The sequence below is a fragment of the Enterococcus sp. DIV0660C genome (assembly GCF_017316125.1).
Taxonomy (GTDB): domain Bacteria; phylum Bacillota; class Bacilli; order Lactobacillales; family Enterococcaceae; genus Enterococcus_B.
Genome location: NZ_JAFLWA010000038.1, coordinates 17,520 through 33,635, shown reverse-complemented (window position 1 = coordinate 33,635; position 16,116 = coordinate 17,520). Strand labels below are relative to the sequence as shown.

At 37.4% G+C, this 16,116-nt stretch carries 17 protein-coding genes and 1 pseudogene; 3 read left to right on the top strand and 15 right to left on the bottom strand.

From position 1 onward, the window contains the following. Nucleotides 1-4: 4 nt before the first annotated feature. From DOK81_RS10250 to DOK81_RS10215, 8 genes and pseudogenes are all read right to left on the bottom strand, one after another. Entirely contained in the window at nt 5-313 is a 309-nt protein-coding gene (locus DOK81_RS10250; protein WP_206910547.1) for a fructose PTS transporter subunit IIB, read from the bottom strand. A gap of 16 nt (nt 314-329) precedes the next feature. Next, entirely contained in the window at nt 330-1,208 is an 879-nt protein-coding gene (locus tag DOK81_RS10245; RefSeq protein WP_206910546.1) for a ketose-bisphosphate aldolase, read from the bottom strand. A gap of 18 nt (nt 1,209-1,226) precedes the next feature. Next, the gene (locus DOK81_RS10240) at nt 1,227-1,688 is read right to left on the bottom strand and encodes a fructose PTS transporter subunit IIA (RefSeq protein ID WP_242589990.1); all 462 of its coding nucleotides are present in this window, start codon (nt 1,686-1,688) and stop codon (nt 1,227-1,229) included. An 87-nt stretch (nt 1,689-1,775) separates the two neighbouring features. Further along, the gene (locus tag DOK81_RS10235; protein ID WP_242589989.1) at nt 1,776-1,940 is read right to left on the bottom strand and encodes a CAT RNA binding domain-containing protein; all 165 of its coding nucleotides are present in this window, start codon (nt 1,938-1,940) and stop codon (nt 1,776-1,778) included. 653 nt (nt 1,941-2,593) lie between these two features. After that, a complete protein-coding gene (locus DOK81_RS10230; protein ID WP_206910544.1) occupies nt 2,594-2,941 on the bottom strand; it encodes a DUF1831 domain-containing protein in 348 nt (115 codons plus the stop codon). 140 nt (nt 2,942-3,081) lie between these two features. Beyond that, the gene (locus DOK81_RS10225; protein ID WP_206910541.1) at nt 3,082-4,218 is read right to left on the bottom strand and encodes a cysteine desulfurase family protein; all 1,137 of its coding nucleotides are present in this window, start codon (nt 4,216-4,218) and stop codon (nt 3,082-3,084) included. A gap of 187 nt (nt 4,219-4,405) precedes the next feature. Then, a complete protein-coding gene (locus tag DOK81_RS10220; protein ID WP_206910538.1) occupies nt 4,406-5,380 on the bottom strand; it encodes a ribose-phosphate diphosphokinase in 975 nt (324 codons plus the stop codon). 77 nt (nt 5,381-5,457) lie between these two features. Next, nucleotides 5,458-6,006, bottom strand: a pseudogene (locus DOK81_RS10215) (dihydrolipoamide dehydrogenase); the annotation flags it as partial. Nucleotides 6,007-6,207: 201 nt separating this feature from the next. On the opposite strand from DOK81_RS10215, the gene DOK81_RS10210 reads away from it, so the two are divergent. After that, entirely contained in the window at nt 6,208-8,115 is a 1,908-nt protein-coding gene (locus DOK81_RS10210; protein WP_206910536.1) for a M13-type metalloendopeptidase, read from the top strand. Between the two features lie 139 nt (nt 8,116-8,254). On the opposite strand, the gene DOK81_RS10205 is transcribed toward DOK81_RS10210, so the two are convergent. Genes DOK81_RS10205 through DOK81_RS10190 form a run of 4 tightly spaced genes read right to left on the bottom strand, consistent with a single transcriptional unit; the run spans nt 8,255 to nt 10,384 of the window. Next, nucleotides 8,255-8,800, bottom strand: coding sequence for an isochorismatase family cysteine hydrolase (locus DOK81_RS10205; RefSeq protein ID WP_206910533.1), 546 nt, complete (start codon nt 8,798-8,800; stop codon nt 8,255-8,257). A gap of 11 nt (nt 8,801-8,811) precedes the next feature. Further along, nucleotides 8,812-9,504: a 5'-methylthioadenosine/adenosylhomocysteine nucleosidase gene (locus DOK81_RS10200; RefSeq protein ID WP_206910531.1), complete on the bottom strand. Its 693-nt coding sequence runs from the start codon at nt 9,502-9,504 to the stop codon at nt 8,812-8,814. A 16-nt stretch (nt 9,505-9,520) separates the two neighbouring features. Beyond that, nucleotides 9,521-9,808: a cell wall synthase accessory phosphoprotein MacP gene (gene macP, locus DOK81_RS10195; RefSeq protein WP_206910528.1), complete on the bottom strand. Its 288-nt coding sequence runs from the start codon at nt 9,806-9,808 to the stop codon at nt 9,521-9,523. A gap of 12 nt (nt 9,809-9,820) precedes the next feature. After that, a complete protein-coding gene (locus tag DOK81_RS10190) occupies nt 9,821-10,384 on the bottom strand; it encodes an NUDIX hydrolase (RefSeq protein ID WP_206910526.1) in 564 nt (187 codons plus the stop codon). A gap of 245 nt (nt 10,385-10,629) precedes the next feature. On the opposite strand from DOK81_RS10190, the gene DOK81_RS10185 reads away from it, so the two are divergent. Then, nucleotides 10,630-11,289, top strand: a complete 660-nt coding sequence (locus tag DOK81_RS10185) for a 5-bromo-4-chloroindolyl phosphate hydrolysis family protein (RefSeq protein WP_206910523.1) — start codon at nt 10,630-10,632, stop codon at nt 11,287-11,289. A gap of 150 nt (nt 11,290-11,439) precedes the next feature. Further along, nucleotides 11,440-12,639, top strand: a complete 1,200-nt coding sequence (locus DOK81_RS10180) for a toxic anion resistance protein (RefSeq protein ID WP_206898630.1) — start codon at nt 11,440-11,442, stop codon at nt 12,637-12,639. 55 nt (nt 12,640-12,694) lie between these two features. On the opposite strand, the gene DOK81_RS10175 is transcribed toward DOK81_RS10180, so the two are convergent. From DOK81_RS10175 to DOK81_RS10165, 3 genes are all read right to left on the bottom strand, one after another. Then, a complete protein-coding gene (locus DOK81_RS10175) occupies nt 12,695-14,092 on the bottom strand; it encodes an amino acid permease (RefSeq protein ID WP_206910520.1) in 1,398 nt (465 codons plus the stop codon). Between the two features lie 36 nt (nt 14,093-14,128). Then, nucleotides 14,129-14,995: a GRP family sugar transporter gene (locus DOK81_RS10170; RefSeq protein WP_206898628.1), complete on the bottom strand. Its 867-nt coding sequence runs from the start codon at nt 14,993-14,995 to the stop codon at nt 14,129-14,131. An 88-nt stretch (nt 14,996-15,083) separates the two neighbouring features. Then, the gene (locus DOK81_RS10165; protein ID WP_206910517.1) at nt 15,084-16,109 is read right to left on the bottom strand and encodes a sensor histidine kinase; all 1,026 of its coding nucleotides are present in this window, start codon (nt 16,107-16,109) and stop codon (nt 15,084-15,086) included. Nucleotides 16,110-16,116: the final 7 nt, after the last annotated feature.

Here is a 16,116-nt window from a genome sequence, read left to right as displayed (position 1 = left end):
AAATTTATTTGAGCATCTCTTCTAGTTTTTCTATCAGTTTATTTGGTGATTTGACCACTAAACTTGTAGGCACATCAACGATACGTTTTCCTGTGAAACGACTACGACCGCTTACCTTGATATCTGCAGCAATCAATACAATGTCGGCAGCTTCGATATCTTTTGCTAGCAAGGCATCTTGCGTCCCAGCCAATCCTTGTGTTTCCACATGGATCTCATGACCTCGTTCCTTAGCAGCTTTGAGTAATTTTTCTTGGGCAATATAAGTGTGCGCAATTCCCGCTGTACATGCAGCAATCCCAACAATCTTCATAGACTAAGCTCCTCTCCTATTTAGATATAGTGTAGTATTTAGCTTTATTGTCAGCTTTAAATAAGTGGATTTTTTGTAATACAACTTTTTTTGTAGCTTCCATACATGGTGGGAACAAAACATTTGGTTCACGAATTTCTAGATTTCCTTCATTTAAGATTTCACGTAGTTTGTCTGCGAAAACAATTTTGATGTCACTAGAAATATTGATTTTATTGACTCCCATAACTACAGCTTTTGCAATTTCATCATCCGGATTACTTGAACCACCATGTAAAACCAATGGTACATCCGTCAAATATTCAATCTCTTCTAAAATATCTAAACGTAACTCTGGATCAACATCTTTCGGATAAATTCCATGGGCTGTTCCGATTGCCACAGCTAAACTATCTACACCTGTTTCTTCAATAAATTTCTGTGCAACTTTTGGATCTGTATAAATGATTTCGCTAACACCACCTTCAACAGTGTTCCCTGTATCACCGATCGTCCCTAATTCTGCTTCAACTGAGACGCCCACTGCATGTGCTGCTTCCACAACTTTTTGAGAAATCGCTACATTTTCCTCAAACGAATGATGGGAGGCATCAATCATTACAGATGTGAATCCTAATTGAATTGCATGGATGACCTGCTCAAAACTAGCTCCGTGATCCAGATGGATACAAACAGGAATCGTTGCTTTTTCTGCTAGATATTTTACTTGTGAAACAAAGCTATCTGTTAAAAAACGTAATTCCTCTGGGTGAATCGCAATCATGACAGGTGCATTTGCTTCTTCACAAGCTTCCATCACTGCATTCAACAACTGACCAGAGCCCGCATTGAATGCTGGTACTGCAAATCCTTTTTCTTTTGCCACTGCTAAAATTTCTTTTCCTGTTACTAACATATTGATCGACACTCCTTTTTATTTGTTAATCATTAATTGATATAAAGCTTCAACTGTTTCTACTTCTTTTAATTCATTGATAAATTCATTATCTGCAAGCAAACTGGCAATTTTTTGTAATAAACGCAGATGTTTAAGATTGGCATCTTCCGCTTTTACTGCAAATAAAAGAACAACTTTGACATCTTGAGCATCAAGTGTTTCCCAAGGAATTGGTTGTGCTAAAGTAGCGATGATAATTACAGTTTGGTTAACAGTAGTTGATTTGCCATGAGGTATCGCGATTCCCTGCCCAATACCGGTAGTGCCCTCTGCTTCTCTCTGGTAAACATCTGTTAAAAAGATTTCTGAACTTGCTACGTAGCCTTTACGTTCTAGCAAATCAGCAAGTTCTTTCAGAATCTGCCCTTTGGTCGTTGCTTTTGAATCTACAACAAGTAAGTCTTTATGAATAATTTCCCGAATATCAAGTGCTTCCAACCAATCATCCTCCTAAAAAAAAATAGACCTGACTCACTCCAAACTTTGGAATGGGTCAAGCCTGCCAGACAGTAACTCCCCTAGATTTCATGTTGATATTTTTTGGTACATACATTCCACATTCTTCGGTTCGACGATATCACCGATCTTCTTACCAAATCCGATTTCTCGTCTAATGAGCACCCACTCTCCTTTCTTCGATTTTGCAACGACTGCATTATGATTCAATATCAAAATCACTTGCACCTGCATGCCTCCTTTTTATGACAGAAACAGCCACATTGAAATGCGCCTTCGTAAATTAATACGCAGACTATATTCCAAATAATGAAAAAAGACAACAAAATCATAAAAAAATCTTCACTACTGTAATTTTGTAGCAAAAATCATGCTATGTCTTAGTCGTTTTTGTCTCTTACGCGTATTTTAAGACAAAAGAAAAGGCATCGGACACCAATCAGTCCAATACCTTTCAACATAGCAAATAAAACGAATACATTCCCTCGAAAATTTCTCTAAAAAAACTAGATTTATACTTCCAGATTCGTTACAATGAACGAGGTCGATGCATTGCGTTGACTATGGCAAACTTGATTGGTCCGTTTGGTTGACTGATTCAAGGCCTCAGCATTTGGCTGCCACCATTTGCTGAGGTGCCTTTTTTATTTGGCTGTTTCTATCTGCCACTTATAATACTGATAGCGTATCCAGTAGTCAAGAAAAACATAAAAACCACAAAAAATTGGGGTGTTTTTTTACCAAAAATACGTAAATTATTTTTCTAGATAAATATTGAGTATCCAAGCTTTGTAAATAGGGTAGAATAATCTAATTATAGATATGTTTGTTATAAAAAAAGAAATAACTCGCCTCTCATTCATCTAAGAGGTGAGTTATTTCTTTTTTTAATCTTCAATTTTTTCAAATAGGCCTCGGCTAATCATTCCGTCCATCAAGAAGTAAAACTTATCTTGACTCATTTTTTGCTTCGGATCTTTAAAAATATTCACAGCCTTTAAACCATTAGCTGTCGTGATCGACATCTTTAACGTTTGAATGTCCTTTGAGACAGTTATTTTTAATTTAAATCCTTCTTTACTTTGTGGAGTTGCATCTAAAGGGCGGATCAATTGGTAGTTTCCCCCATTTGTTTCAATAAAACCATTATCTCTCAGTGTATATCGTTTTGCACTTGGTGCTATGCGATAACTAGTTTTTGCACCAAGAACTGTCGCTGTCTTTTCAAATGCCATGTTTTTCACCTCGATAAAATTATTTTCTATCTCAATTATAAAAGGTTCTAAATTAATTTACTAGCTTCTTTGACAAAATATTTACAAAAGAGCAAAGAAGAAAAGGACGGTCAAACGAACTCCCGTTTTCCGTCCTTTTTTTATTTTGCTAAAATTGAAATCAATTGTTCGATAAAGTATTGAATCTCTTCTTCCGTATTCCCAAAACCAAAGCTGATTCGAATGGATTCTTTTAAAATCGGTGTGTTTTCGCCATACATTGCTTCTAACACGTGAGAAGGTTCAATATTTCCTGCTGTACATGCCGATCCTGTTGAAATAGCGATTCCTCTAAGATCCAACTTCATGAGCAACAAATCATTCGTCACACCGGGTAATCTCAAATTCAAAACATGAGGTAATTTATTCGCTAAATCACCATTCACTTGATACGCGATTCCGTGATCTCCTAACGCTGTTAAAATCATTTGTTGGAATGTTTGATATTTTTCACTTCTAACTTGGCGTTCTTCCTCATCTAAAATCGTTGCAGCTGTTGCCATGCCCCAGATACCTGCTAGATTTTCTGTTCCTGCGCGTCGTTTTTCTTCTTGTTCTCCTCCTAAAAGCAAGGCTGGAATCATTACACCATCACGTTTGTACAAGAACCCGACACCTTTTGGTCCATTGATTTTATGTGCAGAAACACTTAACAAATCCACTCCCAAAGCTTCGGGACGAATCGTTTGATTTCCGTAGGCTTGGACAGCATCAGTGTGAAAATAAGCAGGATGATCTGCCAACAACTCACCGATTTCTTTGATTGGCATTAAATTTCCAATTTCATTATTCCCATACATAATTGAAACTAAAATTGTATCTTCACGTAACGCTTGTTGGAAGTCAATGATTGAAAGATTCCCGTTTTCATCAACAGGCAAATAAGTCACTTCAAATCCTTGCGTTTCTAAATATTTCATCGTATTCAATACTGCAGGATGCTCGATTGCAGTGGTAATCAAATGTTTTCCTTCATTTTGTCTTGCAAAAGCTGTTTCAAGAATTGCTGTATTATCGCCTTCAGTTCCACCACTATTAAAGATAATTTCGTGCGACTTCACTTGCAATGTGTCCGCAATCATTTGACGTGCTGTTTCAAGTTTTTCGTGTGCGACTCTTCCGAAGCCATGAATACTTGAAGGATTGCCAAATGTTTCATTCATGATGTCAGTCATTGCTTTGACTACTTGAGGATGCATCGGTGTTGTCGCCGCATGATCCAAATAAATGTTTTCCACCTTGTTTCATCCCTTCCACTTATAACTAGGCACATTCTAGCACAGAATAGCTTACTTACCAAAAATAAATCCTTTTTTCTCGCAAAAGGCGCCCAGTTCTCTGAATAAAAAAAGCGAGTAGTGCCTCAAACAACTTGAGGAAACTACTCACTTTTCTCACATTTTGATTAGCAACCTTTCGATTGATTTAGTCAAAAGCTTTTTCTTCTAACTTGAACAATGGACTCATTGGTGTGTTTTCGTGAATTCGTTTCACGGCTTCACCCATTAGTTCCGAACAAGTAATGATCGTCAAGTTTTCTGGATGGAACTCGTCCTTCGTCCAAACAGAATCAGTGATACAAATATCTTTGATCGGTGCGCCATCTAAAATGGATTTTGCAGGTACTGAAAGTAATCCATGAGAAGCACAAGCATAAATATCTTTCGCCCCATTTTCTTTCAAAATATTCGCAGCGCGTGCAAATGTCGCACCTGTGTTTAAGATATCATCGACCATGATGCATGTTTTTCCTTCAACATCACCAATCACATAGCCGCTATCTAAGTCAGCGTCGTCTGCATGATCAACAATTGCCAAAGTACTATCCAAGTATTCAGAAAGACTACGTGCGCGTTGGACGCCACTGTTTTTCGGAGACACAACGACAATATCATCACCTGTCAAGCCGAGTTCGCGATAGTAATGTGCAAAAAGCGGCATCGTAAATAAATTATCTACAGGAATATCAAAGAATCCTTGTACTTGAACTGTGTGTAAATCTAATGTTAAAACACGTGTTGCTCCAGCTTCCTCAATTAAATTAGCGATCAACTTTGCTGTGATTGGTTCATGAGGCTTTGCTGTCCGATCTTGACGTGCGTAGCCATAATAAGGTAAAACAACATTGATTGTTTTAGCACTTGCACGTTTCATTGCATCAATCATGATCAATAGTTCCATGTAATAATCATTTACCGGCGCATTCGTCGATTGAACGATGTAAACATGATCCCCACGAATACTTTCTTCAATATTGATTGCGATCTCGCCATCACTAAATTGTTTTACTACACTTTTTCCTAGTTCTGTCCCAAACACTTTTGCAATTTTTTCAGCTAATGGCCGATTTCCATTCAAGCTAAATATTTTCAGCGTGTCATCCTGATACTTTTTACTCATGTAGGCCTCCCTAAAACTTCTATTCCACGTTAGTTTAACATACTTTCAACATATTTTCTGGTAATTTCAGCAAATTGTTACGAAAGTGAAACAGTTCCATTCGTCCAGTTTGCTGGTATGATTTTTTTCGTATTTCCCCAATTATCATGCACTTTATAATAACGTTTTCCCGTTGATGACTCAAAATATGCGTAAGCAACCACCCAATGGTTTCCGTAGGTACTCCCTAGTCCTTTCAACAAGCCAACTAGTACTGGTTTTCCTTGGCGAATCCGTTTGGTGGCACGTTGCCATGATCCAAGCAAGGTTCCTCTAGCACGCTGATCTTTTCCCATTGCTTTAAAAAACTGAGAGAGTCCATGACTAACTTGTAATGGAATTGTCGGCATTCCTAGTGGTTGGATATAGGCGCGTAATAAATCAATTAGTATAGTTTCATCTGGGCTTTCTTTGACACGAATCCGTTCCGGCAATGTGAAGTCTTGTCGGTAATCTTGATAATAAGCTAGCAAAACTGCCGCCGCATAAGTCCCACATAAATAGCCTGATGGGGTTTTCCAATTCTGGTACTTCTCAAAACGTTCTTCTGGCAAACCAACCCACTGATCTTTCATTGTTTGATTGGTTGCTCCAGCTAAAGAAAACTCTTTCATTTCTGATTTCAGTCGTCTTCGCCTCCTTTTTTTCATTATAATAGATGCCAACTAAAAAACAAATGACTTTGATTGTTCACTTCTCACAAAAAAAATCGATACATACCATAGTATTTGTTTAAAAAAACTTTTTGTTAGATAATGAGTTCACGAGAAAAAAGGAGTGACTGAAGAATGAATAAAGAACGATTGAAACAAGATTTCTTTGAAGCAGTCAATGAGGACTGGCTCAAGACAGCAAAAATCCCAGCTGACAAACCTGCTACAGGTGGATTTCAAGATTTAGTCGAAGGAATCGATCAGCTTTTGATGGGGGAAGTAGACGACTTGCTCGCACATCCTAAAAAAGTTTCTTCCGAAAAAATGAGAAACTTTCTAGCCTACTATCAACTGGCAAACGATTATGCCAAACGAAACGACTTAGGCGCAACGCCACTCTTGCCTTTGTTAGAAAAAATCGAAGCTCTCCATTCTTATTCTGATTTAAATGCGTTGTTTCCTGATTGGACGTTGGAAGGCTTTGCGTTGCCATTCACAGTTGATGTTGATGCAGATATGAAAAATGCACAAACAAATGCTTATTTTGCTTATTCTCCTTCATTATTTTTGCCTGATAAAACCTATTACACACCTGAACATCCAAACGGTGCACAACTTTTGTCGGTATTTTTTGACATGATGGTTCAATTATTAGAGCTTACTGGTAAAGAAAAACAACAGGCCGAAGCAATCGTGGAACAAGCTATCCAATTTGATAAACTGATTGCTCCACACGTAAAAAGTGCAGAAGAAAATGCCGATTACAGCAAAATGTATAATCCAAAATCATTTGAAACATTTATCGGTTACAGCGAAAAATTAGACTTAGAAAAATTGACAATTGGTTTGCTTGGCACACAGCCAGATAAAGTAATCGTAACGGATCCCGTTTACTTTGAACATTTGAATGAGTTACTAACTGATACCCATTTTTCATTATTGAAAAGTTGGTTATTGGTTAAAACGGTACGTTCTTTAAGTGGCTATCTTTCAGAAGACTTTCGACAAATCGGTAGCATCTATTCTCGTACCCTTTCTGGCGCTGATGAAGCAATGCCACAAAAGAAGGCAGCCTTCTATTTAGCTTCTGGTCAATTCGACCAAGTCATAGGAGATTATTACGGCAAAAAATATTTTGGTGAGGCTGCCAAAAAAGATGTTGAACAAATGGTAGAAAAAATGATCGCTGTTTATCAAAAACGATTAGAAGAAAACAATTGGCTTAGTGACGAAACGCGTGAAAAAGCAATCATTAAATTAAACAAATTAGGTATTCAAGTTGGTTATCCTGATAAAATCCCAGCGATTTTTGATCAATTCCAAACAGTCTCCTCTGAAGAAGGCGGTACGCTGCTTTCAAATGCCTTTGATTTTAGTAGAAAAGTGTTGATTGACCGTTTCAGCAAATGGAACAAACCAGTTGATCGAACAGAATGGGAAATGAGTGCTGACACAGTCAATGCTTATTATCATCCATTTAGAAATATCATTGTTTTCCCAGCAGCGATTTTGCAAGCACCTTTTTATAGTTTGGACCAATCAAGTTCTGCAAACTTTGGGGGCATCGGGGCTGTCATTGCACACGAAATTTCGCATGCCTTTGATAATAACGGTGCACTTTTTGATGAGTATGGAAATTTGAACAATTGGTGGACAGACGACGACTTGGCTCATTTCCAAGAAAAAGCAAAAGCAATGATCGAAGAATTTGATGGAATTGAATTTGCAGATGGCGCTGTGAATGGAAAACTCACTGTTTCAGAAAATATCGCGGATGCTGGCGGGCTAAGCTGTGCTTTGGAAGCCGCAAAAGGCGAAGAAGATCTTTCGTTAGAAGCTTTCTTTATTAACTGGGCAACCATTTGGCGTACCAAAGCAAAAAAAGAATATCAACAACTGCTATTGCAAGTAGATGTTCATGCACCAGCAAAACTTCGTGCAAATATCCAACCACAAAATTTGGAAGAATTTTATGCTACGTTCGACGTTACTCCAGATGATGCTATGTATCGTGCCCCAGAAAAACGTGTGCATATTTGGTAACGAAAGAATAAAAAAAGAGGACTGATTGAACAGTCCTCTTTTTTGTTTTTCTTGGTGAGCGTAACTTTTTATTATCCATTCAAAGTTGACTATTTATTGCGTAACCCCTAGAGGAGCTGAGCACTTCTTTCACAAACTTTCAGATAATCGTTGCCCCCAACGTCTTTTCAAAATGTCTGAGTGCCCACTCATGACCAATTTCATCAAAGCTTGCCACAGCATCCTTATAAATAAATAAGTTATAGCCTAAATTATACGCATCAACAGCTGTGTGCAAAACACAAATATCAGTACAAACACCTGTTAAATATACGTCTGTAATCTTTCTTTCTCTCAAACGAATGTCCAGATCTGTCCCACTAAAAGCAGAATAATGTCTTTTATCGATCCAGTAAATATTTTTCCGTTCTTGGTATTTTTGATAAAGCAGTGCTAATTTCCCAAACAATTTCCGACCATCAGTTCCAATCACATTATGAGGTGGAAACAAATGATTCTCTGGATGAAATAAATCTTTTGGATCGTGGGCATCAATTGCGAATACCACATACTCATTTTCTTCCATAAATTCACGGGTATGTGATGTAATTGCTGTTTCAATCGCTTGTCCAGCGGCACCCGTTGTCAATTTACCATCAGTTGCAACGAAGTCATTTGTATAATCAATCGACACTAATGCTTTCATGTGTTTCCTCCTTAAACAAGATGTTTAACAAATTGGATAACCATTTCTGCTGAGCGTTTACCTGCATCTTCAATAAATTCATCAAATGTTTGTGTAGCTGAATGATCTGCTGTATCACTCATTGCACGTACAATCAAGAAAGGAATATTGAATTGACGTGCAGTTTGCCCTACCGCTGCCCCTTCCATCTCACATGCTAGTGCTTCTGGAAAGTTCGTTAAGATTTCTTGTACTTTTGTTGGAGAATCTACGAAAGTATCACCAGTCACAATCAGACCTTCTTTTACATTCAGATTCGTTGCATTTGCTGCCTTCACCATTTCTGAACGTAAATAAGTGCTTGCTTCATAATAAAGAGGCATTCCTGGTAATTGTCCCGGTTTATAACCAAATCCTGTGGCATCTGCATCAAAGTAAGCAACTTTATCTGAAATGACAATATCACCAACAGCTAAGCCCTCACCAATACCACCAGCAGAGCCAGTATTGATAACCATATTCACACCATATTGTTGAATCAACAAACTAGTTGTGACAGATGCTAATACTTTGCCAATGCCTGAACGAACAACAATAACTTCGTGTTTCCCTAGTGATCCAGAAATAAACAATGCCCCAGCACGTTCCCAAGATAGAGGCTCACTTAAGTTTTCTCGCAAAATTTTTACTTCTTCTTCCATTGCTCCGATAATACCGATTTTCATAAAATTTCCTTCTCTCTTAAATAAATATGATTGCTAAGATCACAACGCAAAGCAACAAGATCACAATCCCTAATGCTTTCATCAAAAAAACGTTCCATTTATGTGTTTTTTCTCGCTCACTTGTTCGAGTCTTGGTTGTCTTTTGTTTATTCTTACTTACTTTACGATAAAAATTTGAGCTGTTAGCCGGCTCTGGCTCACTCTGATTGCTTATCTGATAATTGGCTTCATCAACTGGTTCTCTCATCCGTTCTTTTTGTCGTTTTCGTAATTCTGAACGCGTAATCAGCGGTCCCTTGGCCATCAGCCGATCCCTCTACTTTCCTTTAGAAAATAATGCCCAATACTGAATCGCAAAAATGGTTTTTGCATCACAAATGATTCCATCCGTCATTGCTTGTTTTGCCTCTGCCATCGTCAACGCATAAAGTTCTAATACTTCATCTTCATCTTGGGCTAGTGGATTTACAACTTTTTCGATGTTTGTTGCGTGATAAACATGCAACAATTCATTAGCAAATCCTGGTGATAAATACATTGAAGTGACGTGAATCATATCCTGCGCACGATAACCTGTTTCTTCTTCGAGTTCTCTGCGTGCAGTCAGTTCAGGTTTTTGCCCTTCTCCCGGATCAATTTTCCCAGCAGGAATTTCTAAAATCACTTTTTCGAGTGGCTTTCTAAATTGTTTGACTAACAATAAACGTTCTTGTTCATCAAAGGCAATGATTCCTACACCACCCGGATGAAAAACTAATTCACGTTGAGCAGTTTTTCCATCAGGTAAACGAACTTCATCTAAAGCGACGTCAATAATTTTTCCATGAAAAATTTCTTTACGCGTCATTGTTTTTTCTTCAAATTGGTCATAACTAAGCATTCTGCTCCCTGCTTTCTTTTGTAATAATAACCGCTTTTTTTTATTTTTTCAATTTTCCTAAAAACTCCTTATTAGTTTACCATAGAAAAACCTTAGAATTTTCCTAAAATATGAAAATCCATCCTTAGCCCGATACTCTTTCTTAAGTTGGATATGCTAAAATAAAAGATGTAAACGGGAACTGAGCCGAGACAACAGAAACAATGATAGATACTCAATGGAAAGAACGATCTGGAGGGCATATTATGAAAAAACGAAAATGGCCATGGATTTTAGGAATCGGACTAATCCTGATGTTTGTTTCATTTAGTGGAGATTCTTCACTAATTAGTAGCATCATCATCTTAGCCGGAATTTTATTAGTCTTATGGAAACTATTTAGTTCTGGAAAGAATAAGAAACGTTCAAAAGAAATTCCTGAACTATCAGATGATTTAAAAGTTCACTATACAGAAGTTGGCATGACGCCGAGCGAAATCAATTTTTTCCGAGAAACAATGAATCACACAAAAACACAAATCAATCGACTTCAAGTAAACTTAAATCAAACAGCAAAACTAAAAGCAATTGATCTTCGTCATGACACAGTTAAAGCTGCCAAGGCACTCTTTAAAGAATTAGTCAAAGAACCACATCGCTTACATGATGCGAGTCACTTTCTTTACACACACCTGCCAAACCTCATTGATTTGACAGATAAATATATTGAGATCAATGACCATGAAATCAAAAATAAGCAGACTTATGCCAAACTAGAAGAAAGTGCGCAAATCATCGATCAACTTGCTAGCTTGATTACACAAGATTATCAACAATTTGTAGCAGATGATCTAGATGACTTAGATTTAGAGATATCAGTTGCGAAACAAAACTTAAAACGTGATAATAGAAGTGAAGAAAACTAATCTTTTCTGAGTCACTTAAATTGTCAGCTAATGACTCGAAGCAGTTGCCGCTTTTTCGGTGTGCTTCGAGTTATTTTCAAAATTAGCTGCACATTTTTTGTCTCTCAGATTTTTTATAAAGTTCACCACAAGCCCTAAGGAGGAATTCAGATGGACAAGAACAATCCAAATGAACTAAAAAATGTTACACCTGTAGATAGTACGTTAGACGACCTGTTAAACAATCCTTTTTCAACACCGACAGATACTTTAACTCAAACACAACAAGCAGAAATCAATGCTTTACAAGAACAACAAGTAGCCGCACGTTTGATTGACAAATTACCCCCAGAAAGACAAGAACAAGCAAAACAGCTTGCCGGAAAGATTGATGCTACCGATGCACAATCTGTTATCAGCTATGGTTCTGCTGCGCAAACTAAGCTAAGTGAATTTTCACAATCTATGCTGAATCATGTGCAAGTACAAGATATTGGTCCGGTTGGAGATTCGTTAACAGAGTTGATGTACCGTTTACAAGAAGCAAATCCCGACGAGCTACGAGCTGGCGAAGGAAATATTTTCCAACGTGTTTTTGGTAAAGTAAAACAATCCATTTATGAAGTAACCGCAAAATATCAAAAAATAGGTGCACAGATCGACAAAATTGCTGTCAAATTAGATAAGGAAAAGGATGGATTATTAAAAGATAATTTAATGCTTGAGCAACTTTATCAAAAAAATAAAGACTACTTTGATGCTTTAAACATTTATATTGCCGCTGGCGAACTAAAAATGGAAGAATTGCAAAAAACGACGATTCCTGAAGCAATGAAAAAAGCTGAAGAAACAGGCGATCAAATGGATGTTCAAATTGCGAACGACTACACCCAATTTTTAGATCGTTTAGATAAACGTACGCATGATTTACGTTTAGCCCGACAAATTACGATTCAGCAAGCACCACAAATTCGGTTGATCCAAAACACGAACCAAGCACTGGCGGAAAAAATCCAAGCTTCGGTTGCAACAGCGATCCCTTTATGGAAAAACCAAGTTGTTATTGCGTTGACGTTGCTTCGTCAAAAGGACGCAGTCACTGCGCAACGCCAAGTTTCTGAAACAACCAATGACTTATTGAAGAAAAACTCAGAAATGTTGAAAATTTCTGCTATTGAAACAGCGAAAGAAAACGAACGAGGAATCGTGGACATCGAAACATTGCAAAAAACACAAAATGACCTTGTTGAAACAATTCAAGAAACCTTGCGTATCCAACAAGAAGGTAAAGAAAAACGTCGTCATGCCGAACTTGAATTGTCGAATATGGAAGAAGACTTAAAACAAAAATTACTTGATCTAACTCAATAAAATCAAAAAAGCTAGAACAAATAGTAATCTATTTGTTCTAGCTTTTATTTCGTACTTATTTTAAATGTGATTCACCCTGTTTTTGATTCATGACACTATTTTTATAACCATACGTGAAGTAAATGATCAGTCCAATCAGCATAACGATTACAAAAACGATCCACGTAATCGCCTGTAAACGTAACATCAATATGACACAAGTCAAAATAGAGATAATCGGTAGAACTGGCACAAACGGTACTTTGAATTCACCCGCTTTTGGTTGTCCAAATTGCTTTCTTAATTTCAATAACCCTAAACTCACCAAAATCAAGTACGTTAATGCGGTGATATTTGTCAGCTCAGCTAAAACATCAAGTGGAAACGCCCCCGCAAAAAAGACTGCTACCACACCAGCTGTGTAAGTTGCTTTTTTAGGCGTCCGATGTTTTTCATCAATCTTCGTCATGTATTTTGGCAATAAGCCGTCTTTACTAATTGCAAACAATAAGCGTGCCAAAGAATACATCATTGAAATGGTCACTGTTAATAACGTTAAAATCGCTCCAACTGCAATAACCGCTCCGACAGTTCCATGGCCTACATAACGCATTGCAAAAGCTACCGGATCACTTACACCTAACTTTGTGAATGGTACGATTCCAGTCAAAATCAACGTCACTACAATGTATAAAACAGTCGCAATCAAAATCGAACCAATAATTCCTCTTGGTACATCTTTTTGCGGATTTTTCACTTCTTCTGCTGCCATCGCTACCGCATCAAAACCTAAGAAGGCAAAGAAAACCAATGCTGCACCATCAAGGACTCCTGAAAAACCAAATGGCGTAAACGGTGTCCAGTTTGCAGGTTTCACAAAAAAGATCCCTACAATAATAAATAAAGCAATAATTCCAAATTTAACAAATACCATCACGTTATTTAAACGCAAAGCTTTCTTTGCTTCTAGTGAAACGATATACGTTACAAACACAACAACCAAGACTGCAATTAAATCCAGATAGGTGCCATTTTCACGATTATATCCTCCAGTCAACGCTGTAGGTAACTCTACACCCAGACTAGCTAAAAATCCTTGAACGTATCCAGACCAACCAGATGCAACGGATGAAACAGCTAATAGAAATTCACTAATCAGTAACCAACCAGTCAACCATGCGATAAATTCACCGAATACAACATATAGATATGCATACGGTCCACCAAGAATTGGCACACGTGACGCGAATTCAGCAAAGCTTAATCCTGACAAAATGACAACAACTGCCGCTAGAACGAACGAAAGTGACAGCGCCGGGCCTGCATTTTGATTGGCCGCAACTCCTGTCACTACAAATATCCCGGTTCCGATGATTGCACCAATACCTAGCATAATCAAATCCGTTGTTTTTAATTCTTTTTTCATACCACTCGTTTGATTGAGCTCGATCTTTTTCTTACGAAATAAATCCATTGAAGTTCCTCCCCATTTTAGGTTGGAAAACAGTGGTTAAACTGTTTTCATATACCCTAAAAGGATACCACCTAAAATGACTAGAAGGCAACCAACAATCACATAAACCATTTCTTTTTTGGTTTTGTGTTCACCCAAAATGAAAATACCACCTAAAGTTGAGATGATGATCCCCATTTGTGATAAAGAAAATCCTACTGCTAAACCAAGTGATTTAACTGTTAACAACATACAAATATTTCCGATTCCCCAAAGTAAACCAGAAATCATGTTTTTCCAAACAAATTGATCGACTTTAACTTTTTTGAAGGCAAAAAAGCTTGCACCTAAGATCATCCCTACACTTTGTGGCAAGATGATCGACCATGCGTCAAGATGCGCCCAAGTGATAATGATGGTGTAGACGCCGTAACCTAGTGTTGAATAGATTAGCGCTCTAAAACCCTTTCCAAAATCAAGCATTTTATTATCTGTATTTACTTTTCCGTCTTCATCTTGACGAGCAGTCAAATAAGCACCGCTTACAAGTAATGCTAAAGCAATGAAACCGTAAATAAAATCTTTTGTTTGTGTCCATTCATGGAAGAACACCGCACCCGCAATCGTATTCAAAATCAACTGAAAACCTGTTGATAATGGTAGCCCTACGGATACACCCATGAATTTCATTCCATGGAACTGACCATTTTGTCCAACACTCCATGCTAAACCGGATAAAAATCCAATCAAGAAAATCCAAGGGGTGATTACTGGGTTTACTACAAAAAACAAGACTAAAGAAAACAAGAATGCACCGATTGTCATTCCTAACGTTTGTTGATTGGCATCGCCACCAATTTTCCCGCTGACTAAGCCGATACTTCCCCAAGCAAGCATAGGGATTAATGCTATTAATATTTCCATAACTTTTCTCCTTTTATTTCACATGTAAAGAAACTTATCAGGGAAAACGTTAACAACACAAGCAAATTTTTTCTTTTCTAACGGTTTTCTAACGTTCTTCATTGTAGAAATTTAAAGTTGGAAATAATATAGTCATTGTTGTACCTTGATTTTGGATTGATTCTGCTGTTAACTTCAGTCCTAATTTTTCTGCTAGATTCTTTGCCAAGTACAAGCCTAACCCAGTTGAATGCTGCTGTGTCAATCGCCCATTGATTCCTGTAAAGCCCTTATCAAAAATTCGCTTCACATCTTCGACAGGAATCCCGATACCTGAATCTTTCACAGCTAAAGTTACTCCTTGATTTGTCGCTTCAATTAAAATGATGATTTCCCCATAACTTGATGTGTATTTGATTGCATTGCTTAATAATTGTTTAAAAATAAAAGCAACCCATTTTGCGTCGGTTAATACCATCGCATCTTCGCCAACGATCTCATAATGGATTTGTTTCTGAATAAAATAATTAGCTTGACTACGAATCACCGGTTGGATGATTCCTTTTAGACTGTACTCTTGAATTAAATAATCTCTCGAAAAACTATCTAAGCGTGCATAATATAAAACTTGTTCGACATACTCATCGATTTTTGACAGTTCATTTTCTAACAACATATATTTTTTGTCATCAATATCAAATTCAATCGAACGTACTAACAATTCTGAAGCTGCTAATGGCACTTTGATTTCATGCACCCATGAATCAATATAATCTTTTTGATCTTGTTGATTACTGATTGCTTGTTGCATCAGTTCCTGATGTTCTCGGATCAGTTGATTGATATATTCTTCAACCAGCTTTTCTTCTTCCGTATGACCACCCTCCAAATAACTTTGCAATGGAGAATGCTCTTTCACATTTGCCAAGTGTGCCCACCAACGACGTTTTCCAAGATAACCACCCAGTAAATAAAAAGCTAGAAAAACACTCTGGATAACAGCTAAATAAGCAATCGTTTCCCAATCTACTTCTATATTAGGGGCTAACCACATAACAAAAGCCGTTAATACTACAAAAAAAAGCCAGCCTAAAATCAAAGACCATTGATCTTTTAAATACCTAAAAAAATTCATTGGCTAT

Coding starts and splice junctions, on each gene's coding strand:
- DOK81_RS10250 (WP_206910547.1), bottom strand. CDS start 313: ATGAAGATTGTTGGGATTGCTGCATGTACAGCGGGAATTGCGCACACT.
- DOK81_RS10245 (WP_206910546.1), bottom strand. CDS start 1,208: ATGTTAGTAACAGGAAAAGAAATTTTAGCAGTGGCAAAAGAAAAAGGA.
- DOK81_RS10235 (WP_242589989.1), bottom strand. CDS start 1,940: ATGCAGGTGCAAGTGATTTTGATATTGAATCATAATGCAGTCGTTGCA.
- DOK81_RS10230 (WP_206910544.1), bottom strand. CDS start 2,941: ATGGCATTTGAAAAGACAGCGACAGTTCTTGGTGCAAAAACTAGTTAT.
- DOK81_RS10220 (WP_206910538.1), bottom strand. CDS start 5,380: ATGAGTAAAAAGTATCAGGATGACACGCTGAAAATATTTAGCTTGAAT.
- DOK81_RS10210 (WP_206910536.1), top strand. CDS start 6,208: ATGAATAAAGAACGATTGAAACAAGATTTCTTTGAAGCAGTCAATGAG.
- DOK81_RS10205 (WP_206910533.1), bottom strand. CDS start 8,800: ATGAAAGCATTAGTGTCGATTGATTATACAAATGACTTCGTTGCAACT.
- DOK81_RS10200 (WP_206910531.1), bottom strand. CDS start 9,504: ATGAAAATCGGTATTATCGGAGCAATGGAAGAAGAAGTAAAAATTTTG.
- macP (WP_206910528.1), bottom strand. CDS start 9,808: ATGGCCAAGGGACCGCTGATTACGCGTTCAGAATTACGAAAACGACAA.
- DOK81_RS10190 (WP_206910526.1), bottom strand. CDS start 10,384: ATGCTTAGTTATGACCAATTTGAAGAAAAAACAATGACGCGTAAAGAA.
- DOK81_RS10185 (WP_206910523.1), top strand. CDS start 10,630: ATGAAAAAACGAAAATGGCCATGGATTTTAGGAATCGGACTAATCCTG.
- DOK81_RS10180 (WP_206898630.1), top strand. CDS start 11,440: ATGGACAAGAACAATCCAAATGAACTAAAAAATGTTACACCTGTAGAT.
- DOK81_RS10175 (WP_206910520.1), bottom strand. CDS start 14,092: ATGGATTTATTTCGTAAGAAAAAGATCGAGCTCAATCAAACGAGTGGT.
- DOK81_RS10170 (WP_206898628.1), bottom strand. CDS start 14,995: ATGGAAATATTAATAGCATTAATCCCTATGCTTGCTTGGGGAAGTATC.
- DOK81_RS10165 (WP_206910517.1), bottom strand. CDS start 16,109: ATGAATTTTTTTAGGTATTTAAAAGATCAATGGTCTTTGATTTTAGGC.